24 protein-coding genes and 1 pseudogene are annotated in these 23,993 nt (G+C 47.2%); 17 read left to right on the forward strand and 8 right to left on the reverse strand.

The window, feature by feature from the left end; all coding sequences use genetic code 11:
* Positions 1-23 precede the first annotated feature (23 nt).
* Positions 24-1,643, reverse strand: coding sequence for an ATP-binding cassette domain-containing protein (locus MHI54_RS11500; RefSeq protein WP_340082946.1), 1,620 nt, complete (start codon positions 1,641-1,643; stop codon positions 24-26).
* Between the two features lie 218 nt (positions 1,644-1,861).
* Here MHI54_RS11500 and topB point away from each other — a divergent pair, with 218 nt between their 5' ends.
* Entirely contained in the window at positions 1,862-4,042 is a 2,181-nt protein-coding gene (gene topB / locus MHI54_RS11505) for a DNA topoisomerase III (RefSeq protein ID WP_340081507.1), read from the forward strand.
* A gap of 42 nt (positions 4,043-4,084) precedes the next feature.
* On the opposite strand, the gene MHI54_RS11510 is transcribed toward topB, so the two are convergent.
* Positions 4,085-4,735: a LysE family translocator gene (locus MHI54_RS11510; protein ID WP_158221444.1), complete on the reverse strand. Its 651-nt coding sequence runs from the start codon at positions 4,733-4,735 to the stop codon at positions 4,085-4,087.
* A 127-nt stretch (positions 4,736-4,862) separates the two neighbouring features.
* On the opposite strand from MHI54_RS11510, the pseudogene MHI54_RS11515 reads away from it, so the two are divergent.
* The 10 genes and pseudogenes from MHI54_RS11515 (at position 4,863) to MHI54_RS11560 (ending at position 12,954) form a co-directional block, all read left to right on the forward strand.
* Positions 4,863-5,184: pseudogene (locus MHI54_RS11515) on the forward strand (NUDIX domain-containing protein).
* Positions 5,185-5,288: 104 nt separating this feature from the next.
* On the forward strand, positions 5,289-6,530 hold the full coding sequence (locus MHI54_RS11520; RefSeq protein ID WP_340081508.1) for a cytochrome P450: 1,242 nt from the start codon (positions 5,289-5,291) through the stop codon (positions 6,528-6,530).
* Positions 6,531-6,872: 342 nt separating this feature from the next.
* Positions 6,873-8,129, forward strand: coding sequence for an alcohol acetyltransferase (locus MHI54_RS11525; protein WP_340081509.1), 1,257 nt, complete (start codon positions 6,873-6,875; stop codon positions 8,127-8,129).
* On the forward strand, positions 8,129-8,842 hold the full coding sequence (locus MHI54_RS11530) for a DUF6320 domain-containing protein (protein ID WP_340081510.1): 714 nt from the start codon (positions 8,129-8,131) through the stop codon (positions 8,840-8,842). The genes MHI54_RS11525 and MHI54_RS11530 overlap by 1 nt, the downstream gene beginning before the upstream one ends.
* 514 nt (positions 8,843-9,356) lie before the next feature.
* Positions 9,357-9,659 carry a flagellar basal body rod protein gene (locus tag MHI54_RS11535; RefSeq protein ID WP_095214252.1) on the forward strand — a complete coding sequence of 101 codons (303 nt, stop codon included), beginning with the start codon at positions 9,357-9,359 and terminating at the stop codon, positions 9,657-9,659.
* Positions 9,660-9,676: 17 nt separating this feature from the next.
* Positions 9,677-9,838 carry a hypothetical protein gene (locus tag MHI54_RS11540; RefSeq protein WP_158221442.1) on the forward strand — a complete coding sequence of 54 codons (162 nt, stop codon included), beginning with the start codon at positions 9,677-9,679 and terminating at the stop codon, positions 9,836-9,838.
* Between the two features lie 19 nt (positions 9,839-9,857).
* Positions 9,858-10,481 (forward strand): PspA/IM30 family protein, encoded by a 624-nt coding sequence (locus tag MHI54_RS11545; protein WP_340081511.1) that lies wholly within the window; start codon positions 9,858-9,860, stop codon positions 10,479-10,481.
* Positions 10,482-10,568: 87 nt separating this feature from the next.
* A complete protein-coding gene (gene liaF, locus MHI54_RS11550) occupies positions 10,569-11,285 on the forward strand; it encodes a cell wall-active antibiotics response protein LiaF (RefSeq protein ID WP_340081512.1) in 717 nt (238 codons plus the stop codon).
* Entirely contained in the window at positions 11,282-12,325 is a 1,044-nt protein-coding gene (locus tag MHI54_RS11555) for a sensor histidine kinase (RefSeq protein WP_095214249.1), read from the forward strand. The genes liaF and MHI54_RS11555 overlap by 4 nt, the downstream gene beginning before the upstream one ends.
* Positions 12,322-12,954: a response regulator transcription factor gene (locus tag MHI54_RS11560; protein WP_095214248.1), complete on the forward strand. Its 633-nt coding sequence runs from the start codon at positions 12,322-12,324 to the stop codon at positions 12,952-12,954. The genes MHI54_RS11555 and MHI54_RS11560 overlap by 4 nt, the downstream gene beginning before the upstream one ends.
* A gap of 37 nt (positions 12,955-12,991) precedes the next feature.
* On the opposite strand, the gene MHI54_RS11565 is transcribed toward MHI54_RS11560, so the two are convergent.
* Together MHI54_RS11565 and MHI54_RS11570 are read right to left on the reverse strand one after the other, a co-directional pair.
* Positions 12,992-13,627 carry a YpmS family protein gene (locus MHI54_RS11565; protein WP_095214247.1) on the reverse strand — a complete coding sequence of 212 codons (636 nt, stop codon included), beginning with the start codon at positions 13,625-13,627 and terminating at the stop codon, positions 12,992-12,994.
* A 15-nt stretch (positions 13,628-13,642) separates the two neighbouring features.
* Positions 13,643-14,548, reverse strand: a complete 906-nt coding sequence (locus tag MHI54_RS11570; RefSeq protein WP_095214246.1) for a GDSL-type esterase/lipase family protein — start codon at positions 14,546-14,548, stop codon at positions 13,643-13,645.
* 210 nt (positions 14,549-14,758) lie between these two features.
* Between MHI54_RS11570 and MHI54_RS11575 the strand changes: the two genes are divergently transcribed.
* Entirely contained in the window at positions 14,759-14,923 is a 165-nt protein-coding gene (locus MHI54_RS11575) for a DUF2188 domain-containing protein (RefSeq protein WP_095214245.1), read from the forward strand.
* 78 nt (positions 14,924-15,001) lie between these two features.
* Positions 15,002-15,253 (forward strand): hypothetical protein, encoded by a 252-nt coding sequence (locus tag MHI54_RS11580; protein ID WP_095214244.1) that lies wholly within the window; start codon positions 15,002-15,004, stop codon positions 15,251-15,253.
* Between the two features lie 7 nt (positions 15,254-15,260).
* Here the strand turns inward: MHI54_RS11580 and rarD are convergent, their stop codons facing one another.
* Positions 15,261-16,181, reverse strand: a complete 921-nt coding sequence (gene rarD, locus MHI54_RS11585) for an EamA family transporter RarD (protein ID WP_095214243.1) — start codon at positions 16,179-16,181, stop codon at positions 15,261-15,263.
* Positions 16,182-16,347: 166 nt separating this feature from the next.
* Here rarD and cls point away from each other — a divergent pair, with 166 nt between their 5' ends.
* Both cls and MHI54_RS11595 read left to right on the forward strand, forming a co-directional pair.
* The gene (gene cls, locus MHI54_RS11590) at positions 16,348-17,787 is read left to right on the forward strand and encodes a cardiolipin synthase (RefSeq protein ID WP_095214242.1); all 1,440 of its coding nucleotides are present in this window, start codon (positions 16,348-16,350) and stop codon (positions 17,785-17,787) included.
* A gap of 30 nt (positions 17,788-17,817) precedes the next feature.
* Entirely contained in the window at positions 17,818-18,360 is a 543-nt protein-coding gene (locus tag MHI54_RS11595; RefSeq protein WP_095214241.1) for an acyl-CoA thioesterase, read from the forward strand.
* 36 nt (positions 18,361-18,396) lie between these two features.
* Here MHI54_RS11595 and MHI54_RS11600 read toward each other — a convergent pair whose 3' ends face one another.
* The 3 genes from MHI54_RS11600 to MHI54_RS11610 form a co-directional block, all read right to left on the reverse strand.
* The gene (locus MHI54_RS11600; RefSeq protein ID WP_340081513.1) at positions 18,397-18,765 is read right to left on the reverse strand and encodes a methyl-accepting chemotaxis protein; all 369 of its coding nucleotides are present in this window, start codon (positions 18,763-18,765) and stop codon (positions 18,397-18,399) included.
* The gene (locus MHI54_RS11605) at positions 18,710-19,246 is read right to left on the reverse strand and encodes a hypothetical protein (RefSeq protein WP_340081514.1); all 537 of its coding nucleotides are present in this window, start codon (positions 19,244-19,246) and stop codon (positions 18,710-18,712) included. Before MHI54_RS11605 ends, MHI54_RS11600 begins: the two co-directional genes overlap by 56 nt.
* Positions 19,247-19,316: 70 nt before the next feature.
* Entirely contained in the window at positions 19,317-20,921 is a 1,605-nt protein-coding gene (locus tag MHI54_RS11610; RefSeq protein ID WP_340081515.1) for an N-6 DNA methylase, read from the reverse strand.
* Positions 20,922-21,161: 240 nt separating this feature from the next.
* On the opposite strand from MHI54_RS11610, the gene pdxK reads away from it, so the two are divergent.
* Entirely contained in the window at positions 21,162-21,971 is an 810-nt protein-coding gene (pdxK, locus tag MHI54_RS11615) for a pyridoxine/pyridoxal/pyridoxamine kinase (RefSeq protein WP_095214238.1), read from the forward strand.
* A 67-nt stretch (positions 21,972-22,038) separates the two neighbouring features.
* Entirely contained in the window at positions 22,039-23,931 is a 1,893-nt protein-coding gene (locus tag MHI54_RS11620) for an ABC-F family ATP-binding cassette domain-containing protein (RefSeq protein ID WP_095214237.1), read from the forward strand.
* Positions 23,932-23,993: the final 62 nt, after the last annotated feature.

A 23,993-nucleotide genomic window follows, 5' to 3' on the forward strand; every position in this document is an offset into this window, starting at 1 on the left:
CAGGGGCCTTGGAGCTTGTTGGTTTAATTGTACATTGCTGCGATTTCTTTTTGCAGCTTCGTATCGGAAACATATTCATCATACGTCATTTCTTTATCCACAATACCGTTCGGAGTGATCTCGATCAGACGATTCGCGATACTGTTCACAAACTGTTGGTCATGGGAAGTGAATAGGATGACACCTTTGAACTTGATCAACCCTTCATTCAGCGATTGGATGGATTCAAGATCCAAGTGGTTCGTCGGTTCATCCAGCACCAAGACATTGGCTTTGCTCAGCATCATCTTGGAAAGCATGCAGCGTACTTTTTCTCCTCCGGAAAGCACACTTGCCTCTTTCAGCGCATCTTCTCCGCTGAACAGCATGCGGCCAAGGAAACCGCGCAAGAATGTTTCTGTCTGATCCTCAGGGGAATATTGGCGAAGCCAGTCAACCAAAGTGAGGTTCACACCATCAAAATACTCGGAGTTATCTTTCGGGAAGTACGATTGGGAAGTCGTGATGCCCCATTTATACTCGCCAGCATCAGCTTCCATTTCACCCATGATGATTTTCAGCAGTGTCGTTTTTGCGATTTCATCACGTCCGACCAGGGCCACCTTGTCTTCGCGGCCGATTGTAAAGCTGACATTATCCAGTACTTTGACACCGTCGATCGTTTTCGTGATGCCTTTTACCGTCAGTACATCATTGCCGATTTCGCGCTCTTGCTGGAATCCTACATACGGATAGCGGCGGGAAGAGGGTTTGATATCTTCCAATGTGATGTTTTCAAGCATCTTCTTACGTGATGTCGCTTGCTTCGATTTGGAAGCATTGGCACTGAAACGCGCGATGAAGGATTGCAGTTCTTTGATTTTCTCTTCTTTTTTCTTGTTTTCATCCTGCGCCATTTGCGTTGCCAGCTTGCTGGATTCGTACCAGAAATCATAGTTTCCGACATAAAGCTGGATCTTGCCGAAGTCGACATCCGCAATATGGGTGCAAATCTTATTCAGGAAGTGACGGTCGTGGGATACGACGATGACTGTATTCTCGAAATTGATCAAGAATTCCTCCAGCCATTGGATGGCCTGCAAATCAAGTCCGTTCGTCGGCTCATCCAGCAGAAGGACATCCGGGTTGCCGAACAAAGCTTGTGCCAAGAGCACTTTCACTTTCTCCGCACCAGTCAGTTCCGCCATCTTTTTGTCATGCAAGCTTTCCGGGATACCTAGTCCTTTCAAAAGGACAGCCGCATCGGATTCTGCTTCCCAGCCGTTCAGCTCTGCGAATTCACCTTCAAGCTCGGCAGCACGCATGCCATCTTCCTCGGAGAAGTCAGCCTTTGCATAAAGGGCATCTTTTTCCTCGATGATCTTGAACAGGCGCTCATGCCCCATCATGACGGTCTGCAGGACTTCATGCTCTTCATAACCAAAGTGGTTCTGTTTCAGGAAGGCAAGACGCTCTCCGTCGCCGATTGCCACATTGCCTGTTTGCGGCTCGACTTCACCGGAAAGTACCTTCAAGAAAGTGGATTTTCCGGCACCATTCGCACCAATGACCCCATAGCAGTTCCCTGGGGTGAATTTTATATTAACTTCTTCAAATAGCTTCTTATCGCCATATTGCAATCCTACATTATTTACCGTTATCATGTATTCTTTTTCCTCCATGATCAAAAATGTCACGCATGCCTTAAGCTTACGGGATTTATAGGTGTAAGTCAATGTTCTGAATTTTGCATGACGCAGGCAGGAGGCAAGAGCCGGCTTATCAAAATGAATCCTGTCAGGGTACTGTCCCATGCCCGGCGCTCCCGAAAAAAGCTGCCATGTGCTACACTATAGGAAGTGATTCGAGAAAGGATGTTTTCATGGGTAAAACGGTTGTACTGGCAGAGAAGCCATCTGTCGGCCGCGATATAGCTCGTGTTCTTGGATGTACGAAGAAAACGAATAGCTATATGGAAGGAAAAGACTATATTGTAACGTGGGCGCTTGGTCACTTGGTGACGCTGGCTGACCCGGAGACATATGACGATAAATATAAAACATGGAAGATAGAGGATCTGCCGATGCTGCCGGACAAGCTGAAGCTTGTCGTGATCAAGCAGACTGGCAGACAGTTCAGCACGGTCAAAACACAGCTGAACAGAAGCGATGTCAGCGAGATTGTCATTGCGACGGATGCCGGACGCGAGGGGGAGCTTGTGGCACGCTGGATCCTGGAAAAAGCACGTGTCAACAAGCCGGTGAAGCGGTTATGGATCTCCTCGGTGACGGATAAAGCGATCAAGGATGGATTCAAAAACCTGAAAAGCGGCAAGCAATTCGAGAATCTTTATAAATCGGCGGTAGCACGTGCAGAAGCAGACTGGTATGTCGGACTTAATGCGACACGGGCTCTGACAACGAAGTTCAATGCGCAGTTATCCAGCGGGCGCGTGCAGACGCCGACGCTGGCAATGATCCATCAGCGGGAAGAAGAGATCAAGAACTTCAAGCCGGAGACATTTTATGGTATCGAAGCCAAGACTCAAAAAGGCTTGCGCCTCATCTGGAAGGATCAGAAGCATAACAGTACACGCACGTTTTCCAAAGACAAGGCAGAACAGGTGCTGCGGAAGCTGGATCAGGTGAAGGGCACCGTGCAGGAAGTGGAGAAGAAGCTGAAGAAAAGCTATGCTCCGCAATTGTATGATTTAACGGAACTTCAGCGTGATGCCAACCGGCTGTTCGGTTTTGGCGGTAAGGAAACGCTCAATATCATGCAGCAGCTGTATGAGCGTCATAAACTTTTGACATATCCGCGGACTGATTCCCGTTATCTGTCCTCGGATATCGTCCCGACACTGAAAGATCGTGTAAAAGCCGCTGGCGTGGGAAGCTATGGCCGTTTGGCTACAAAAATCGCCAATGCACCGATCAAGGCGACGAAAGCATTTGTAGATGATAAAAAGGTATCCGATCACCATGCAATCATTCCGACGGATCAGAATGCATATGGTGCCGATCTTTCGGATAAGGAACGGAAGATCTATGACTTGGTCATCAAGCGTTTCTTTGCGGTGCTGTTCCCGCCATTTGAATATGAACAGACGACGTTGACTGTCGAAGCTGCGGGGGAAGTGTTTACCGCCAAAGGGAAAATCGTGAAGAAACAAGGCTGGAAGGAAGTCTATGCGAATCGTTTCGATGACGAGGAAGCTGATGATGACCAGACGCTGCCGAATGTCGAAAAAGGGGAGCAGTGGACGCTCGCATATCGGATGACAACGGGGGAAACAAAACCTCCGGAAAGATTCACGGAAGGTACCTTGCTGCATGCGATGGAAAATCCGGTCCGATTCATGGCCGGAGAGAACAAGGATCTTATCAAAACGATCGGCCGAACTGGCGGACTGGGCACAGTAGCGACACGCGCCGATATCATCGATAAGCTATTCAATACGTTATATATCGAGAAGCAGGGCAAATACTTGAAGATCACATCCAAAGGGCGGCAGCTGCTGGAGCTCGTACCGGAAGAGCTGAAATCCCCTGCGCTGACAGCGGAATGGGAAATGAAGCTGGGTGCCATTGCCGAAGGGAAGCTGAACCAGAAGCAATATATCTCGGAAATGAAGCAGTATGCCAAAGAAGTCGTCACGCAAATCAAAAACAGTGAGCATAAGTACAAACACGATAATATAACTGGCACGCAATGCCCGGATTGCGGCAAGCTGATGCTGGAGGTCAATGGTAAACGCGGTCGTATGCTCGTCTGTCAGGATCGGGAATGCGGACATAAGAAGAATATCGCCAAAACGACGAATGCCCGCTGCCCTAACTGCCATAAACGTTTGGAGCTCCGCGGTGAAGGGGAAGGACAGATGTTCTTCTGTAAGTGCGGCCATCGTGAAAAGCTAAGTACATTCAACGAGCGCCGGAAAAAGGAAAAATCCAATAAAGCGAGCAAACGAGATGTACAGAAGTATCTGAAGAAGAACCAGCAGGATGATGGCTTCACCAATACTGCCTTGGCTGATGCATTGGCAAAATTCAAGAAACAATAAACGAAAGTAAAGACCTGCCGATTGGATATCGGCAGGTCTTTTTCAATGCATGCGGACTGGAGTCCCTTCTTGGAAGGCGAGTTTGCGAACGACCTCATCCCACACAATTTTCCCCCCATATAGGAGGAAGACAAAACCGAATACTGCATCCAAATATGCTTGGAATCCGAGGACGATCTTACGGATACGTTTCATGCCGATAAGGAGCAGTGCCCCGACGTACCAAGTGCTGTTGCCGAGCAAGAAACAAATGATCAGCAATAATGGATTGTGCAGCTGATCGGTACTGGCGAATTGCGGAAAAATACTGAGGAAGAACAGGCTGACCTTCGGATTCAGGAAATTGCTTAAAAATCCCATGCGAAAAGCATGTGTTTTCGTGATTGTAAATGTCGTGTTTTCCTGCTGTCGTTTCTGTCTGCGAACGAGATGGATAATCCTCTTGATTCCGAGATAAATCAGGTAACAGGCACCGAGAAGCCGGATGCCGGTGAACAGGAGGATGGATTGCTGCAGGATCATCGATAGACCAAGCAAGGCAAAACTGATATGTATAAGCAGACTGCAGCGGTTGCCGAGCAGTGTGATGAATCCGGATCTTTTGCCTTGTGCCAATGTGTTCCGTGTCATAAGCAGGAAATCAGGTCCTGGCGTTGCAGCCAAAGCAAATCCAAGCAGGATGATATCAAGCATAGGGAAAACCTCCTTTTCAAAGATTCTAACATTGTGGGGTGCGGAATGGCATGCACATAAAAAATCTCTATAACAGCAGGAAAGGGTCATTTTCTTATGGGAGGAATAAAGGAAGGAGGAGAGTGATATGCCGCCTAAACATATCGTTTCTGCAGCGGCGATTGTGAGGACATATTTTTTTGATCAAAGGTCCGAGGAGGGGCTGGGAAATGCCTGGCGGGCAGGTGGAGGAGGGTGAATCCCTCGCCCAGGCAGCAGTCCGCGAAGTGAAGGAAGAAAGCGGCATTGAAATCGAAGTGACGAAGTTTTGCGGGATTTATCAAAATACCGGGAAAAGCATCTGCAATACATTATTCCTTGGCAGGCCGATCGGCGGTATTTGTACACCGTCTGAGAGGATCGAGAGCTATCTGGATGAAGCCCAGCATCCCTTTTATGTAGCATTCTGATACATAGGAAGCACCTTGCTCAGGAAAAATAGGCAAGGTGCTTTTTCGTTTTCAGACGAAGATTGCAGGGAAAAGCCAAGTGAAACAGGGAAGGGTGACGTTATATGGCAATGCCGAAGGAAGAAGGTCTGGACCATACCCTGGCTTTCTTGAAGGAAGGGTATGAATTCATCCTGCATCGGAGGAAGAGCTTTCAGTCCGATGTATTCGAGACTACTTTGCTTGGAAAAAAGGCGATTTGTCTCGGCGGAAAAGAAGGAGCGGAGCTTTTCTATGATACAGATAAATTCATCCGAGCTGGTGCTGCTCCGAATCGCCTCGTCAAAACACTGTTCGGGGAAGGCGGCGTTCAGACACTGGATGGAGAGCAGCATAGAAATCGAAAAGAGATGTTCATGTCCATCATGACAAGAAACCAGCTTCAGAAATTGGATCAGCTTATCGAGAGGGAATGGGACCGGGCGAGTGAAAAATGGGATGAAGCAGACCAAATCAAATTATACGAAGCATCACACCATATACTGATGAAGGCAGCGTGTGGATGGGCAGGTGTACCGCTGGATGACGAAAAGAAAAGGACAGAACAAATGCGCCATTTATTCGAAGCGCCGGCTGCCCTTGGAGCTTCCCATTGGCAAGGGCGAGTCTCGCGTTCCGGTGCGGAAAAGTGGATCTCGGAGTTGGTGCAGCAAGTACGCAGCGGTGACTTGCACCCGATCCGGGAAGGCGCGCTCTATGTCTTTTCATGGCATCGGGATGCAGATGGCGAGCTTTTGCCTGCGGAGGTTGCGGCTGTTGAAGTGCTGAATATACTCCGGCCGATTGTCGCCATCAGTATTTACATTGTATTTGCCGCCCTTGCCCTGCATCAATTTCCGGAGGAAAAGAAACGCCTGGAACGAGGGGATGGCAGTATCCATCGTTTCGTACAAGAAGTCCGCCGTTTTTATCCCTTCTTCCCAGCGACGCTGGCCAAGGTGAAAAAGGATTTTGAATGGAATGGCTATCAGTTCAAAGAAGGCACGATGACATTACTGGATTTATACGGCAACAATCACGATCCGCATCTATGGGAACAGCCTGATTTATTCCGGCCGGAGCGATTTCTCGATTGGGATAAGAGCCCATTTGACTTCATCCCGCAAGGAGGCGGGGATTTCGGCATGGGACACCGCTGTGCCGGGGAGTGGGTGACGATCCAGGTAATGGAAGTGAGTGTGGATTTTCTTGTGAATAAGCTGAGGTATATGGTGCCGGAACAGGATTTGAGCTATAGCCATTCGTCCATGCCGAGCATGCCGAAGAGTCAGATGATACTGACAGATATTCGGAAAGTCAGCAGCTGATCCATGCATATTATGCGATAATGAAGAGGAGGAGATATGTATGGAAATCCTGCTTTTCCTTATCGCATTCACCGTACATAATATAGAGGAAGCTTTTTTCTTGCCTGAGTGGTCCGAGACAAGCAGATGTCGACGCACTGTGGAGCCTAAGGTCTTCCATTTTGCTGTGTTTCATGCCTGATCTTTTTACTTTTCGCCGCCGGGGAAAGAATCTTCAAGTTGTAGCTTCCAAGCATCGGCAATGATGCATTCATAAGGAGAGATATAGGGGGAATGCAGTATCCATGAGAGTATACTGCCTATACCAGAAAACTAGCATGAGAGAAGGAAGGGGATTTCCGCATGGAAACAGATTGGTATAAACTGGATAGCGCCGGCAAGCTATATGCTTCCACTGTTACATCCAGGGTTTCCACCGTCTTTCGTCTTTCGGCAAGTATGTATAAGTCGATAAACGCTGCATACCTTCAAGAAGCTCTGGAGGAAACACTGGAAGAGATTCCTTCTTTTAAAGTTGTCGTGAAAAGAGGCGTCTTTTGGTATTATTTCGAAAAAACAACGGCTATTCCCGTTGTTTCCGAAGAGCACTATTACCCTTGTTCCAATCTATTTTTCAGAGGACGCAACACATTTCCCTACAGGGTTCTTTACTATAATAAGAAAATCTCCTTAGAGCTTTCCCATATGCTGACTGACGGAACCGGCGGAATGGAGTTCTTAAAGCTTCTCGTGAGGAACTATCTGAAAAGGGAAGGAATCAGTGTCCCGTCCCCGGGAAAAAAGCTAGGGGACTTTAATTTTGATAATGCATTCATCCAGCATTATGAAAAATCGGTTCCAAACTGGCAGGAGGCGCTGGATAAAGCCTATAAGATTCCTATCAGATTGGACAAGAGGGGAGTGTATCATGTTACAACCGGTAAGCTGAAAGTAGAGGTCTTGAAAGAGGTATCCAGAAAACATCAAACCAGCGTCACAACCTATTTGCTGGCATTATATACTGAGATTTTGATCGGCATTCAAGAACAAAATTCAAAAAAGAGGAAACAGCCCATCACAATGAACGTCCCTGTCAATCTGCGTAACTTCTTTGAAAGCAGCACACTGAAAAATTTCTTTGTAAGTGTTCCGATCACAATCGATCCCCGTCTCGGTACCTATAGCTTCGAGGATATTGTGGAAGCGATCAGTATCGAGCTGAAACGATATTTAAATGGTAAACAATTAAAGACGCTGATTGCCCGAAGTGTCAGGGGAGAACGGCATTTCCTGCTTCGGACGCTCCCTTTGTTTGTAAAGGACTGGATTTCCCCGCTGGTCCACGCCAGGTTTGGCGAAAACCTGTATACAAGTTCCATTTCCAATCTCGGGGTGATATCCCTTGAAAAAGAATTGGAAGAATATGTGCAGCGGTTTGATTTCTACCCCCCGCCAAGCATCGGCAACAAAATAAAAGCCGGCGTAATCAGCTACAAGGATGATATGTATATTACATTCGGAAATTTGTCGAACGATAGGATAGTGGAAAGGATGTTCTTCAGGAAATTAGTCGAAGAGGGCATCCAAATAAAAATTGAAACAAACAGGAGTGCATATTGATGGCTTACTGTCCTAAATGCGGGGTGAGTGTCGAGAAGGATCAGGTTCCTTGTCCGCTATGCTTTACCTATATACCAAAGGTCTTGAGCGATGAGGAATTGTTGGATACGAATGGCTTTCCGAAATATTACAGTTTGTATGAGAACCTGGTCAGTTTCTTTATCCGTATCATTTTCCGGGTTCTTTGTGTGTTGATGATATTGGGATTCCTGGTGCCTTCGTTGATAGACTTCCTATTGAATAAAGCCTTTACCTGGTCTTTATACAGCAATTTATCCATTTTGATGGGCTGGTGCTTCTTCTACGTTCTATTTGGCTATGTCAAAAGAACAAGAGATAAAATCATCGTTTTACTGATGACCATATGTGCTGGATTATTCGGATTTGACTTCATCCATGGATATACGGGCTGGTCTGTCGAGATAGCATTCCCGATATTGATCATAGCTTTGTTGCTGCTGTTGCTGAATATAGCAATTTATAAAAGAAATAGAAGCTGGTTCCGTCAAAGCGGATATATTATTTTTTCGCTTCTCATTCTGATCGTTGGAATCGATTTTGTCTTGAAAAGGTATTTGCATGCTGAAGATATCATCCTGCAATCTTCGAAAGACCTCCTTCCTTCTACTTTGCTGGGATCTGTTCTGCTGCTGATTTCCTATAGGATGCCGAAAAAATGGATGGAGAAATTAAAGCGTAAATTCCATATCTGATGTTTATCGTCCCAATGCAATAACAATGGAGAAGCTGAAGGAGGCTGGGACATAACTAATTTCCCAGTGCTTAAAACCGAATCTTATTCTTGAGCGCTGCTTTCCACGGGCACGGCCTCAGCCTCCTCGTGGAAAGGTCCCCACTGCGGGGTCTTCAGCTCGCGCTGTTCCCGCAGGAGTCTCCGCGTTCTCCCTACACTGGGATAGATAACCAATCAAAAAACCGAACTTATGCAAATTTTCGTATGAAGATTTGCAGTATAGTTCGGTTTTTTATTTGGCTAAAACACTTTTGTCCCAGCCTCTTTTTGTTTGTCTTCATTGAATTGATATTCCCAAGAAAAGCCCTGCGTGGGATAAAGCGCCCACTCCGTGCTTTCTCACTTACCGCTCTGTTTCTAATCAGTCCCCTTCGCTTTTCGTAAGACCAAAGTCTTACTTAAGTTATGGCTGGGGGTCGTTATGGTGGAGGGGGAATGAAGGTAGACTAGGAGTATGAAAGGAGTGAGGCGTGATGAAGAAGGTTTTATTGATCATTGGTGCTGTCATTGCTGGGGCGGTGCTGCTGGCGAACCTTGGGTCGCTGCTTGTGCTGGCTGTCAGTGTGGCAATTGGTTATTACGGTTTGAGGAGATTCATCATGACCGATAGTGTCGGTGCCAAGATTGGCTGGGGCATTGTCATTGGGATTGGTGTTTGCATCTCCCTTTCCAATCTGCCGGCGTTGATCGGTTTGATTGCCCTGGCGGCGCTGTACTATATGTACAAAGCTTGGAAAAAAGAAAAGGAAGCAGAGAAGTTCGATTATACTCTTTAATTTAAAGGAGGAGCATAGTGGACGATTACTTGGAGCAGCGAGTACGTGTGCTGGAGCTGGAAGTGGAGGAGCTGAAGGAGAAGGCAAAGCCGGGTCGGGATAATACGTGGATATGGGCGTTTATTCCGATTCTGGCACTGTTGATTCCAGTACTGGCACTTGTCGGAGATATATTCTAATCAAAAAGGAGAGATACACATGGAAAACATTTTTACTCGAATCAAACAGGCGGTTGCAGCAGATTTTCACGAAATCTTGGATAAGAAGGAAGAAAAGAATCCAACGGTGCAGCTAAGCCAGTATATCCGTCAATGTGAGCAGCAGGCGAAGAAAATTCGCGAGTTGATCGAGAAGCAGTATCAGCTGAAGCATGATTTTACAAAAGAATATCATGCAGCACAGGCAATGGCGGATAAACGGGAGCGGCAGGCAAAGCTTGCGGCAGAGCAAGGGGAGGCTGAACTGGCCGAACAGGCACAAGAGGAGCGCGGACAATACCAAGAGCGTGCAGATAAGATCAAGGCAATGATGGAAAAAGCTGCTTCTGATCTGCAGGAGCTGGAGAAAAAATACGTCCAGATGAAGCATAAACTGAAGGATCTTTACGTGAAGAAAATGGAATTCGCGGAGCGGGAAAATGTCGCGAAAGCACACCGCGGGATGAATGAGATCCTCAAGCACAAGCCCGAGTTTGAATTCGCCTCCAACAAATTAAATGATCTGGAAGGATATATCGACCGGCTGGAGCGAAAGGTGGATGCGGATTATCGTAAGATGACACTGGATGCCAAACTGGCAGAGCTGGAAAGGAAATCTAGTTAAAATAAGCATGACGTGGTAATCTAGGAAGGACACAGACGGCTGTGTGCTTCCTTGTTTACACTTGCCGCATGAAAGGGGTGCCTCGGAGTGAAGCCGAACGATATGATACGCTGGCTGCTCATCACGGCAGCAGTGGTTTTCCTGGCTGAATTATTGCTATCGGGGACAGGTGTGCTGATTGGCATCGGTATGGGTATACTGTTCATCTATCTCGGAAAACGGCAGTTATCCGGTCGTAAGGGGACGATTTTATTTTGGCTGGGCATAGTCATAGTGGCCATGAGTTTATTGCAATCATTCGCTTTTTATTTAGTTTTGACAGCTGGAATCATCTATTACTTTTCCAAAATCCACGATACGACGGATAAACCGCAAACCTATCAGCCATCTTTTGACCACGCATCATCGGAGGAGTCGGTCTTCGAAAAAAAATCATTGTTTCAAAATAGCTGGTTCGGTGCGCAGTCGGCAGGCGGCAATGTGTACGAATGGCAGGATACCAATATTCAGTCATTCATCGGCGATACGATCATCGATCTGAATTATACGGTACTGCCGAAAGAAGAAGCTGTGCTGATGGTGCGTAAAGTATTGGGGAATGTACGGATCATCGTTCCATATGATATAGAAGTGGATGTGCATCATTCCGTTGTTTATGGATCGATCGCCATCTTTGAGCATAGGGAACAGAACAGCTGGAATAAAGTGATTCATATGCGTACAAAAGGCTATCAGCAATCCTCCCAGCGCATCAAAATCGTCACAAGTGTTGTAGCTGGCAAGCTGGAGGTGGTGCGCGTATGAGCAATATCGTCAAACGCCATGTCGGTTTTGGCATGCTGTACAGTCTGCTTTTGCTTGCGGGATTGGCGGCATTGTATCTGCTGGATTTTCCAATCGATGATTGGAAATCGATTTGGACCATGCATGAAAGTAATATGCCGTTTTTGATTGCAGCACCGCTTTTCGTCTTATTTTCAGGTGCGATTCTTGGATTGTTTTCCGGCCTGTATTGGCGGAGGCGCTGGCATCAGGCAGCCCGGGAACTGGAGAGCATCCGGGAGGGGCAGCAGCCTTTGAAGAAGCGCAGCTTCAGTTTATCCGAGCTGCAGCACACCTGGGCCGAGCTGGAACGTCTGCAGGCTTATATGAACGAACAGGCTAAGCTTGCACAGAAATTGACGAATGAGCGGGTGATCGACCGCGAAGAAGAGGTCCAGCGCATCGTCTCGGAAGAGCGAAATCGTTTGGCAAGGGAGCTGCATGACTCTGTCAGCCAGGAACTGTTCGCGGCCTCCATGCTGATTTCCGCCCTGACCGAATCCGAAGAAGGAGAGACAGCAATGTTCACTGCATTGAAGCAGCTTGAAGCAATGGTCCAGCAATCGCAGCTGGAGATGCGGGCGCTGCTTTTGCACCTTAGACCTGCAGCCCTGAAAGGGAAAACGCTGCAGGAAGGGATGGATATGCTCCTGGAAGATCTGCGGGCGAAGGTGCCGCTTTCGATTGAATGGGAGCTGGATACCTTCCCTGTGGAAAAAGGTATCGAGGATCAGCTATTCCGTATCGTGCAGGAATCTGTATCCAATACGCTGCGTCATGCAAAAGCGGAAAGTCTTTCAATCAAGCTTCTCCAGCGTGACAGCTTCATCATCCTGCTCGTTGCGGATGATGGTATCGGCTTCGAAATAGGCACCGAACAGCCGGGAGCTTACGGTTTACAAAATATGAAGGAAAGAGCAGCGGAAATCGGTGCCCATCTGCGGGTGGTAAGTGTGCCGAACCAAGGTACACGCTTGGAGGTGCGGGTTCCGATGCTTGATAGGGAGGAAGAATGGACATGATCAAGGTTCTATTTGTAGACGATCATGAAATGGTGCGGATCGGTGTTTCGGCATATCTATCGACGCAAGCCGATATCGAGGTCATCGGAGAAGCGGACAATGGGGAGGAAGCGGTTCGACTGGCGCTGGAATTGAAACCGGATATCATCCTGATGGACCTTGTGATGGACCGGATGGATGGGATAGAAGCGACCAGACAGATCGTAACGGCCTGGCCCGAGGCTAAGGTGATTGTCGTCACGAGTTTTCTGGATGATGATAAAGTGTATCCGGCCTTGGAAGCGGGTGCAGCCAGTTATCTGCTGAAAACATCCAAAGCAACGGAAATAGCCAAGGCAATAAGATCTACATATAATGGAAATGCTGTTTTCGAACCGGAAGTGACCAATAAAGTGATGGCTCGCATGCGGCAGCCGCAGGCTCCTGCCTTGCATGAAACACTGACAGCAAGGGAGCGGGAGGTATTGCTTTTGATCGCCAAGGGAAGATCCAATCAAGAGATCGCCTCGGAGCTGTTCATCGCCCTGAAGACAGTAAAGGTGCATGTCAGCAATATATTGAGCAAGCTGGAGGTGCAGGATCGCACGCAAGCGGCCATCTATGTGCATGAAAATGGATTGCTCCAGTGAAAAAGCAGGCTTCCCTTTAAAGGGAATGCCTGCTTTTTTATAAACCGAATGTATCGTTCGGGATATACAGTTTGAAGCTCAAGTCATCATTCGGCAAATCGAATTGCTCTACTTCCACATGGAAGTTGTTTTGTAATTCCATCTGCGTGACAGCGACATAGATGGATTCCTTATCTGGATTGATTGTGACCCATTCAGGCATCTTATAATATCTGTCTATATATTTAAGGACCTTATCATTCGGCAGGGATAGACTTCCAAGGGAGATATCCCGCTGTACGAGCAATAGATCCCCATTTTCCTGTACTTGCGGTTCAAGGGTGATCTGCAGCGGAATCCTTACGCCGAATGCAGTGATTCCCCCTCTCAATTCCACAGCATCATCCCCGAGTACAACCGAATAATTATCGGAGTCATCGTTCAGTTCCTTGTCGATGTATGCGTTGATCAGTTCATTGACGTTTGCTTTGGTCGAGCTGATTGTGAACTCGGAAGAATCCGAGCTATCGAATTGGGCTTCCTTTGGCGGCTCCGGAGCCGGACTGAATGCCGGAAGGAAGATAAGCAAAAGCAAAAGCAGCAGGACAACACCGTTTGCAATAGCCAATATTTTAAAGTATTTTTTCCAGTCCCGCTGTTTCGGCGGCCGTGTTTCATTTTTTCTGTTTTCCATGATAGTCACACCTGCCTATTCATCGTCTTCCTGTATAACAGGTTTGATACTCTCCAATACCCGTTCGGCAACTTTTCCATACCCGACTTCATTTGGATGGAAGTAGTCATCAGCCAATAAAGCTGCTGTCTGATTATGGAATAAATCGGCTGTTTCAATATAATGCTGGTCTTCTTCTTCTGCAACCTGCTTTCCAATGGCATTATATTCATCTACGATCGTGCCGAGCTGATCCTCGATTTGAGGGAAGGATTCCTCAAAAGGATTATAAAAGCCGATCAAATATACTTCAGCATCGGGATTCAATGTCCCGATTTTATTGAATACTTCTTTCATCCGTTCTTCATAGGACGGCATGGCCGCGCTGTAGTCATCGTAATCCAGATCAGTGAAGTGATCCTTAGTCACTTTCATGATATCATTGGCGCCGATCGTAATCAGGACAACATCTGCATTCTCGATGGAGGCCGAGATGACAGGATCGTCCAGTCTTTTCAGCAGCTGATCCGTTCGATTGCCGCGTTTGCCGAAATTATCGATTTTGACGTGATCATCTGTTTCTTCGAACGTTTGCTTTAGAATGCCGACATACCCGCCATTCCCTGTCGTGTCTCCCACTCCTTGGGTCAGGGAATCACCGATTGCGGTGATATGCAGATCTTCCTTGATGAAGAGGCCGATTGTATCCTTGAGCAATCGCTGGAAAGCCTTCTTTATTTCGGAGGAAGTATCTGCTTCTTCTTCCGATGCAGCCGGATTTTCCGCGGTGTCATTGGAATTATCGGTTTCACTAGGTACAATTTCGGTAGGGGCATTCGTGACCGTTGCTTTTTTATCGGTTCCTGCAAAAACAATCACTGCCCCGATTACAATGGCGAGCAGGAACGATGCAACCATGTAGTAGATTTTTCTTTTATGCAAGCATCATCACCCTCGATCAGCAGAAATATGATTGCGTATTCCCGCCATTTGGGCGGCGGGATACTGAAAATACAATTGTTAATTGGTTGTAAAACTATATCTTACTAGATTCAGAGAAGGTTGGGTAGTGGGAACAGCTGGTACCCCGCAATGTTTTGCTGAATGTTTTGTTGGGAACACGTTTTACTAAAAGGGTAGGAGGAGCACAGTATGAAGGAATACGGTGCTATGCCGAATAAGGATGTATCAGGCTGGTACGTGAAAATGGAAGATGCTGCCGTTTTGGAGGCAGAAGGACTTGCCCGGGAAAATGCACCCAGCAAACTCATCATCTGTGATGCACAGCATGAGGTAAAAGAAGAGAGACGGTTTTAAAAATACCGGCTTTTGTTGCCGGTATTTTTTAACCCTTTGGGCAGTTCCTGAATAAGCTGAACAGCAGGAGGTGCAAGTATGGAATTTTCCTTGCTGCTGTTAGCTTTTTCGGGAATCGCATTGATCAGTATCGGAGTGCTGCGTCATGTCACCAAGGACCCGTTTGTTTTATTCATCCCAGCTGCTGTAACGGCACTGCTGCTGCTTGTAACCAGTATATTCTCTGTCCTGTTCCAGGGGGAACTCATCAAAGGGACATTATACATCTTTGCTTCTATCTTATGTGGATTATTCGTGATATTGCTTTTCTTGCCACCTTTTCGTAAATGAAGGTGGCTTATTTTACAGCTTCGGCATGCTTCAGCTGCTTTGTCGTCAGACGCTTCATGCGGATGCCGGATATGGTGTAGAGAAGCAATGCCCCCCAAATGCATGTGAAAGCAATCAAATGTGCATGTGTGAATGCTTCACCGAATAAAGTGACACCCAAAATCAGCATGAGTGTTGGTGCAATATACTGGAGCAGGCCGATCGTCGTCAAAGAAAGTCTGCGGGCGCCAAAGGCGAATAGCAGAAGCGGCGCTGCTGTGGCAGCTCCGGATAAGAATAGGACGACAGCTGTACCAGCTGATATGGGATCACTGTCCGCAGCAGGCACAAAGAGCAAATAAAGGATAGCCAACGGGGTGACGAACATCGTCTCGATTGTCAGTCCGAACATAGGCGGGATCGTCACTACCTTTTTAAGCAGGCCATAGACAGCGAAAGTGATTGCCAGCAGGAACGACACCCAAGGAAATACCCCATAACTGAAGGTGAGATATATGACGCCGATAGCTGCAAGGATGAAGCTGATGATCTGTAAAAGCGTGCTTTTTTCCTTCAGGACGATCATGGCGAGCAGGATGCTGATGAGCGGGTTTATGTAGTAACCCAGGCTGGACTGCAGGACATGACCGGAATTTACTGCCCAGATGAATACGAGCCAATTGAGGCTGACCATGATGGAAGCTGCGAACAACCCCCAGAATGCGCGTTTATCCAAAAACAGATCCTTCAGCTGTCTGATGAAGGGACGGATTTTTCCCAGCAGAAGGACGATTAGGATCATCGTGACAAAGGACCAGACAATTCGATGGGCAAGCAAGTGGCCGGCATCGATTCCCTCTAATAAATTCCAAAATAACGGCAGTACGCCCCACATCACATATGCGATGGCGGCATATACGACACCTGACTTGGATGATTGCGATTGCATGATGGCATGCGCCTCTCTTTCTAATCTCTGTATGGATTAAGTGTAAGGTTTGTGTATCGGGGTTTTCAATACTTTTATTCTTTAAAGGGTAGAGAAGTTGTCAATGCCCGATAGAATGCTATATATTAGTATGGGTAATTGGAAATATATGAAGGGAGACGCTCATGTGCATATATTTGCGTATTTATTAGGATTATTAACTATCATAAATATCCTCCTCGCACTGGCAATTGTCTTCCTGGAACGGCGCGATGCCAGTGTCACATGGGCATGGCTTCTCGTACTGGTATTCATACCGGTGGCGGGCTTCGTGATTTATTTGCTTTTTGGCCGCAAACTCTCGGGCAAGATCTTCACCTGGGATACGAAGTCAAGGCTTGGTGTGAAGAAACAAGTGCAGGCCCAATTGCGTGCCATCGAGGAAGATACATTCGTCTATGAGCAAGAAGCAGTCAAGGAATACAAAGACCTTGCCTACATGCATCTGCGCAATGATGATGCCATCCTGACACAGGGGAACGAGGTGGAGCTGTTCACGGACGGCCAAAAGAAATTCCATGCGCTGCTGCATGATCTTTCACAGGCGAAGGACCATATCCATCTCCTGTATTATATCGTGCGCAGTGACAAGCTGGGGGAACGGCTGGCTGACGTGCTTATCAAGAAAGCACAAGAAGGTGTCAAAGTCCGGTTTCTGTATGATGATATGGGTTCGCGCAGCATCAAAAAGAGCTATGTGCGCAAACTCGTGAAAGCTGGAGTGGAGATTGAAGCTTTCTTCCCGTCTTTCATACCAAAAATCAACCTGAAGCTCAATCACCGGAATCACCGGAAGCTGGCGATCATCGATGGAAAAGTCGGCTACATTGGCGGCTTTAACATCGGAGATGAATATCTGGGCTATGATAAGAAATTCGGTTATTGGCGTGATACGCATCTGCGGATAACAGGAGAGGCAGTAAGAGCAATGCAGACGCGTTTCATTTTGGACTGGAACCAGGCCTCGCGCCATGATATCGAGTATGAGGATCGTTATTATTTGTCGGAACCGACGGGTAATATCGGGGTACAGATCGTCTCAAGCGGTCCGGATTCCGAGTGGGAGCAGATCAAACATGGCTACATCAAGATGATTCTCTCAGCCAAGAAATACGTCTATATCCAGACACCATATTTCATCCCTGATGAAAGTCTGGCGGATGCAGTGAAGATTGCAGTGCTGTCAGGGGTGGATGTACGGATCATGATCCCGAACAAGCCCGATCACCCATTCGTCTATTGGGCGACTTATTCCAATGCAGGTGACTTGATCAATGCCGGGGCAAAGGTTTATATCTACCAAAATGGATTCCTCCATGCCAAGACGATCGTTGTCGATGATAAGATATCTTCCGTCGGGACAGCGAATATCGATGTCCGCAGTTTCAGGCTGAATTTTGAAGTGAATGCATTTTTATATGACGAAAATACGGCGGGGGTATTGAAAGAAAAATTTGAAGAGGATATCCTATTATCAACGGAACTTTCACATACACTATATCAACAGAGATCAAATTGGATCCGTTTCAAGGAATCCCTCTCACGTTTGATCTCCCCGATCTTGTAGCCTAAAGTTTGGCGGAAAGAAGGAACCCAAGTGAAATCGAAACCATGCATCGCATCTTTGACAGTGAAAACGTCCCATGTACTTCCTCCTGATACGAATACCCACGGTACGCTTTTCGGAGGAACGCTTATGGCTCATATCGATGACGTAGCGGCAATCGCTGCCTATCGTCACGCCAGGCAGCTTGTAGTGACAGCTTCAACCGACAGTGTAGACTTCCTTGCACCAGTGAAAGAGGGAGATACAATCTGTGTCGAAGCTTTTGTCACATGGACGAACAATACCTCCATGGAAGTCTTTGTCAAAGCCGTGACAGAGGACTTACGCACAGGAGACAGAAAAGTATCGGCGACTGCGTTTGTTACGATGGTTGCACTGGATGAGAACAATCAGCCAGTCGAGGTGCCGGAAGTATTCCCGGAAAGTCCCGAAGAGAAATGGCTGCATGATGGTGCACCGCAGCGTGCTGCTTACCGCAAAGAACGTTTGAAGCGTTCCAAGGAGATGGCGGTGGCATTCGGAACTGATTATCCATGGTTCCGTAATGACGGACGCAACTTCGAAGAAGAATGAGCAAGACGAGCCTGTTTCACCGCAGGCTCGTCTTTTTTATGTCAGTATATTCTTTTCTGCATATTCCCGTAGATCGGCAGCTGTTTTTGTAAGCTTTTCGATTTCGATCATGAACTCGTTCACCAGCTTGGCTTCTTCCTGTGTGGAACTGGAAATATCCTGAAAGTCATTTTGCATTTGATGGATGGAGTCCTTGATCGCATTCAATGTGTCCTCGATGCTGATCGTTGCATTTTTCGACTCGACACTCAGCTTGCGGACTTCAGCAGCTACGACGCCAAAGCCAGCTCCGGCGCTGCCGACGCGTGCTGCCTCGATAGCGGCATTGAGGCCGAGCAGATTCGTCTGTTCACTGATGCCTTTGATCGTTCCGGCAATATCGGTTATTTTGGCTGAATGAGCCACCGTATTGCGTGTGTTTTCCGAGATTTGCTCGGTTGTTGCGAAGAGCTCCTCCGAATGTACGGCAATATGCTGGATATTTCCGAGTAGGGCATCCGTGACACTTTCCATTGCTGCTGATGATGTTTTTGAATAAATCCTGCTTGGCTGTCGTAACCGCGAAATTCATCCCGCCAATCATATTGCCGGCATCATCTTTTATCGGAATGGAGATGCTGTCGAAAGGTGCACCGAATTCCTCTTTCGGCACTTTTACGACTGTGACACCTTCCGGATTGACTTGCTTGAAATGTTTATAGTCTTTTGGCAGCGGATCACCAGCCTGGTGATGGAAGTTAAGATCTGCGCTTGGAGAATAGTATAGATACTGCTCAGCATCAAAAATGGTGATCATTGCTTCCTCTCTGAGCACTGCTTTTATATATGGTACTGCCGTGATGATCGCTTCTATCTTTTTTCCAATGTCATTCCCCTTAAAATTCATACATTTGTATCTATCGGAGGAAAACGGAAATAGTTTAGTGTTTTGATCACAAAAAAAGAGAGCTGAATATTTACAGCTTCTCTTTTTCCAATGGCTGGATCAAATGGCTGAAGAAGTCATTCAGCAGGTCGTAATGGTGCTTCAATTCCCGTCCATCCCCGTCATGTACAGTCAAATATTCGATTCGTTGATAAATGCTGTGGATCTCATGCTTCTGTTCCTCGGTGAGCGCCTGAACATCCAGGACGAGTGATGCGTCCATATCCTTTGGTTCCAATTTCTTCAAATCCTTGCCGTATTCTTTATGCGGATTTGCCATCAGCTCCTGCGCGATGTCACTGAGGAAATAAGCCATGAAAAGGTCTGCTTCCTGCTTATATTCATCATGGAAGTAAATGCCCATCAATTGATCCAGATGGCGGACATTGGTTTTATTGCGGACGATTTGAATTTGCTTCCGATTGAATACACTCACCAGGATAGGTGCTGCTTCCAATACGGAAAAACGGTACCAGGGCTTACGAGAGCGGATGATATGCCGCTGATCGACCCGATGGGATTTCCCGTCCTCCAAATATTGCTTCAAGCCATGCTCCAGTTCCTGTTCATCATCCACGCATAGAAGCAGCGTCTGCTCATCCTGCTGCACAAGCTGCTTGTAATCAATGTAGGAAAAGAAGGGCTGTTTCAATTGAGCAGCTTTTGAAATACAGGGCAGGAAGTGCTGTTTACCGATTTGCCATTGCCGCATCTTGCTGCTGTTAAAGCAGAAATACTGATTCGATCCGGTTTTTATGCCGTGTTTGGCACTGGCAAAATGCTTCAGCGGCCGTACATTCGTGTAGCGCTTTTGGCTTTCCTGGTAAAAATGCAATTTCCATTTATCAGCTGGATTCAAATCCTGTCGCCGGCGGATGATACCGTGAGGCTTTTTCCGGTCCGATAGGATGTATGCCTTTGCTTGCTGCAGTTCCTGAACGGACTGGGTGCGGATGAACTCAATTGCATCGCTGCTGCTCGATTTATCGAAAAGCAGCAAGGAGCTTGTCGTCGCCGCGCCTTTGAACCAGCCCATTTGGATATCGGTGTTGATGATTATTTTCAGGCTGCCGTCCTGGAGGAAATACTCTTTTATCTTCGTGCCATATCTAGCATTCAGGAAGTCGGAAGGCACGATGAAGGCAGCACGTCCGTGTTCGTTCAGCTGATGCAGGGATTTAAGCATGAATAGACCGTACAAGTTTGTATATGTAGAAAGCAAGATGCCCATCTTCTGCCGGAATAGATTCAAGTAAATCTCTTTTTCATCATGGTTTCGGAAAGTTATATAAGGCGGGTTGCAAATGATGCCATCATAAACCTTTTCCCAGTCAGCTGAAAGGAAATCCTGTTCATATAGGCGGATGGAGGACTGGGATGTGAAAAAGTCTCGGTTAGCCTCCAAAATCTCTTTATCATCATCATATGCATCGATTGTATATTCATCGGGTATATCTTTGATCAGCTTCCCCAGACCGACGGCGGGGTCAAGCAGACGGCCGCCATCCAGATTGTGCAGCACCCACTGTTTCATCATATCTGCGGCCGCATCGGGAGTGAAATATTGACCATAATGGCGGCGATGGAGCGCAGAGCTTTTATTTAAATATGATTCTTCCAATCGAGATTCTTCCAACAGGGCACACCTCCAAGGGCAATAGGTACAAAAAACTAGATTCATTGTATTATAAAACCTACATACTTTTCCAGTGAAAGGAGGGGATTTGACAAAAAACCCGATGGATGGACAAGTTTTGATAATATTAACCATACAGCTCTGATGATATGCAGGCTGGTTGATAGACAAGGAAGAAAAGGAGTATAATACAACCAGTTATAAAAAATGACAGCATGTATGCAAAAAGGGGTTACGGACATGAACAAAGCATTGACAATTGCAGGCTCAGATTCCTCTGGAGGAGCGGGTATCCAAGCGGATCTGAAGACGATGCAGGAATTTGGCGTATACGGAATGTCTGCTGTGACGACGATCGTCGCAATGGATCCTTACAATAATTGGCATCATAATGTATTTCCGGTTGATGTGAATACGGTGAAGGAACAGCTGAACACGATCGTTGTCGGTGCAGGCGTCGACGCAGTGAAGACAGGAATGCTTGGTTCCCCCGAAATCATTGAATTGGCAGCCAAGATGATCGAAGAAAATAATATTCCGAATGTAGTCATCGACCCGGTGATGGTATGCAAGGGTGCAGATGAAGAACTTCAGCCGGAAAACACAGTCAGCCTTCGGGAGAAGCTGGTCCCGCTCGCAACCGTCATCACACCGAACTTATTTGAAGCAGCCAAATTAGCGCAAATGCCATTGATTCACTCAGTGGAAGAAATGAAAGAAGCGGCACAGAAAATTCATGCCTTGGGTGCAAAATATGTTCTTGTCAAAGGCGGCAGCAAGCTGGAAACGGACAAAGCGATTGATGTGCTTTATGACGGGGAAAACTTCGAGATTCTTGAAAGCGAGAATATCGATACTACTTATACGCATGGTGCCGGATGCACAAGCTCTGCTGCAATCTGCGCATTGCTCGCAAACGGAAGCAGTGTGAAAGAAGCCATATACGAAGCGAAGGCATTCATTACCGAAGCGATTCGCGGAGGCTTTAAGCTAAATGAATATGTAGGCCCTGTCAATCACGGTGCCAGAAAGTCCATGCAGCAGCAATAAGCAAGGATGGATAAGGAAAAAGCCGCCTGTACGGGCGGCTTTTTCCTTGTTCGGGAAGGAGGAGGAAATGCGTATTTTCAGCGTGGAAAATCTTACGAAAACATATGGGGATAAACAGCTGTTCCAAGCAATAGGATTTCATATCGAAAGCCGTGAACGAATCGGACTTGTCGGTGTCAACGGGACGGGAAAGTCCACATTGCTGAAGGTGTTGGCCGGTATCGAAGGTGCAGATGCCGGGGACATCGACCATAGCAAGACATTTCAGCTCGCTTACTTGGCGCAGGAGCCGGAATTGACTCCTGGCAGGACGGTACTGGAGGAGGTGTTCAGCGGATCCAGCCCGATCCTGCAGACGATCCGCGCCTACGAAGAAGCGCTTTCGGATTTGGAGCGGGAACCGGATGATGCCAAAGTGCAGAATCGGTTATTCAACCTTCAAGCCAAGATGGATGCCGAAGACGCTTGGGATGCCAGTACCCAGGCGAAGACCATTTTGACGAAACTGGGTGTCGATTATTACACAACCTCTGTCGATGCTTTATCAGGCGGACAGCGAAAACGTGTAGCACTGGCAAAAGCACTCATTCAGCCTGCGGATTTATTGCTCTTGGACGAGCCGACAAACCATCTTGATAACGAGACAATCGAGTGGCTGGAAGGCTATCTGCCTAGTTATCAGGGAGCCATCATGCTGGTGACGCATGATCGTTACTTCCTGAATCGGATCACCAGCCATATCTTTGAACTGGAGATGGGCAGGCTATATCGATATGAAGGAAACTATGAAACATATTTGACGAAGAAGGCGGAGCGGAAAGCACAGACTCTCTTGGATCAGGAAAAGCATCAAAATACACTGCGCCGGGAGCTTGCATGGCTGCGCCGGGGGGCCAAAGCACGTACGACAAAACAAAAAGCACGAATCCAGCGTGTCGAGGAAATGAAAGAGGCTAAGTTCCAGACGCAGGATAATGAGTTGAATCTCCAGGTCGGAGCTGCCCGACTAGGCAAGAAGGTATTGGAAGCGAAAGATCTGACAGTCAAATTCGGTGATGAAACATTATTCAGTCATTTTGATTTCCTATTCAAGCCAGGTGACCGCATCGGCATCATCGGACCCAATGGCAGCGGAAAAACATCTCTTCTGAATACACTCGCAGGCAGGATTTCCCCGACAGCCGGGGAAGTGGAAACAGGGGAGACCGTCAAACTTGGCTATTACACGCAGCTGCAGCAAGACATGGATCAGCAGCTTCGCATCATCGATTACATCAAGGAAGTAGCAGAAGTCATCCATACCGCAGATGGCAATGTCATTACGGCGGAACAAATGCTCGAGCAATTCCTTTTCCCGCGGAGTCATCAATATACGTATATTCATCGTTTATCCGGAGGGGAAAGGAAGCGATTGTATCTGCTCCGTGTGCTGATGGAAGAGCCGAATGTCCTTTTCCTCGATGAACCGACCAACGACCTGGATACAGAAACACTGGGGATCCTTGAGGATTACTTGGATACCTATCCTGGTGTGGTCATAACGGTTTCCCATGATCGTTATTTCCTGGACCGTGTAGTGGATCAGCTGATTCTCTTTGAAGGCGAAGGAGTCATCTCCACATTTTATGGCAACTATAGTGAGTACCGGGATAAAGTGCAGGAACAGCCTAAACCGCAGCAGGAGAAAAAATCGGAACCAGTCCAAGAGAAGAAAGCAAAGAAAAAGCAGAAGCTCTCTTACAAGGAACAGCAGGAATGGAACACGATCGAAGATGAAATTGCGGAGCTGGAACAGCGGATCGAGGCTTGTACGACAGGCATCACCGAAGCAGGCAGTGACAGTGAGCTTGTCCAGAAACTATTTGCCGAGCAGCAGGAGCTGGAACAGCAATTAGAGCAAAAGATGGAACGATGGGAAACATTATCCCTCCTGATAGAAGAAATCGAAAAGCAAAGGTGACCGATTGGGTGAGAAAGCCTGTTGGAAGCCAGAAAGAATGTCCAGGCATAATTCGTGTGAAA

Origin of the sequence: Terribacillus sp. FSL K6-0262 (assembly GCF_037977385.1) — a bacterium.
GTDB lineage: Bacteria > Bacillota > Bacilli > Bacillales > Amphibacillaceae > Terribacillus.

Bases quoted from the DNA above. Each gene is read 5' to 3' on its own strand.
- MHI54_RS11575 (WP_095214245.1), top strand. From the start codon at position 14,759: ATGAAGGAATACGGTGCTATGCCGAATAAGGATGTATCAGGCTGGTAC.
- rarD (WP_095214243.1), bottom strand. From the start codon at position 16,181: ATGCAATCGCAATCATCCAAGTCAGGTGTCGTATATGCCGCCATCGCA.
- topB (WP_340081507.1), top strand. From the start codon at position 1,862: ATGGGTAAAACGGTTGTACTGGCAGAGAAGCCATCTGTCGGCCGCGAT.
- MHI54_RS11605 (WP_340081514.1), bottom strand. From the start codon at position 19,246: ATGAATTTTAAGGGGAATGACATTGGAAAAAAGATAGAAGCGATCATC.
- MHI54_RS11535 (WP_095214252.1), top strand. From the start codon at position 9,357: ATGAAGAAGGTTTTATTGATCATTGGTGCTGTCATTGCTGGGGCGGTG.
- MHI54_RS11620 (WP_095214237.1), top strand. From the start codon at position 22,039: ATGCGTATTTTCAGCGTGGAAAATCTTACGAAAACATATGGGGATAAA.
- MHI54_RS11530 (WP_340081510.1), top strand. From the start codon at position 8,129: ATGGCTTACTGTCCTAAATGCGGGGTGAGTGTCGAGAAGGATCAGGTT.
- MHI54_RS11555 (WP_095214249.1), top strand. From the start codon at position 11,282: ATGAGCAATATCGTCAAACGCCATGTCGGTTTTGGCATGCTGTACAGT.
- MHI54_RS11545 (WP_340081511.1), top strand. From the start codon at position 9,858: ATGGAAAACATTTTTACTCGAATCAAACAGGCGGTTGCAGCAGATTTT.
- pdxK (WP_095214238.1), top strand. From the start codon at position 21,162: ATGAACAAAGCATTGACAATTGCAGGCTCAGATTCCTCTGGAGGAGCG.
- MHI54_RS11560 (WP_095214248.1), top strand. From the start codon at position 12,322: ATGATCAAGGTTCTATTTGTAGACGATCATGAAATGGTGCGGATCGGT.
- MHI54_RS11565 (WP_095214247.1), bottom strand. From the start codon at position 13,627: ATGGAAAACAGAAAAAATGAAACACGGCCGCCGAAACAGCGGGACTGG.
- MHI54_RS11580 (WP_095214244.1), top strand. From the start codon at position 15,002: ATGGAATTTTCCTTGCTGCTGTTAGCTTTTTCGGGAATCGCATTGATC.
- MHI54_RS11510 (WP_158221444.1), bottom strand. From the start codon at position 4,735: ATGCTTGATATCATCCTGCTTGGATTTGCTTTGGCTGCAACGCCAGGA.
- MHI54_RS11500 (WP_340082946.1), bottom strand. From the start codon at position 1,643: ATGATAACGGTAAATAATGTAGGATTGCAATATGGCGATAAGAAGCTA.
- MHI54_RS11525 (WP_340081509.1), top strand. From the start codon at position 6,873: ATGGAAACAGATTGGTATAAACTGGATAGCGCCGGCAAGCTATATGCT.
- MHI54_RS11520 (WP_340081508.1), top strand. From the start codon at position 5,289: ATGGCAATGCCGAAGGAAGAAGGTCTGGACCATACCCTGGCTTTCTTG.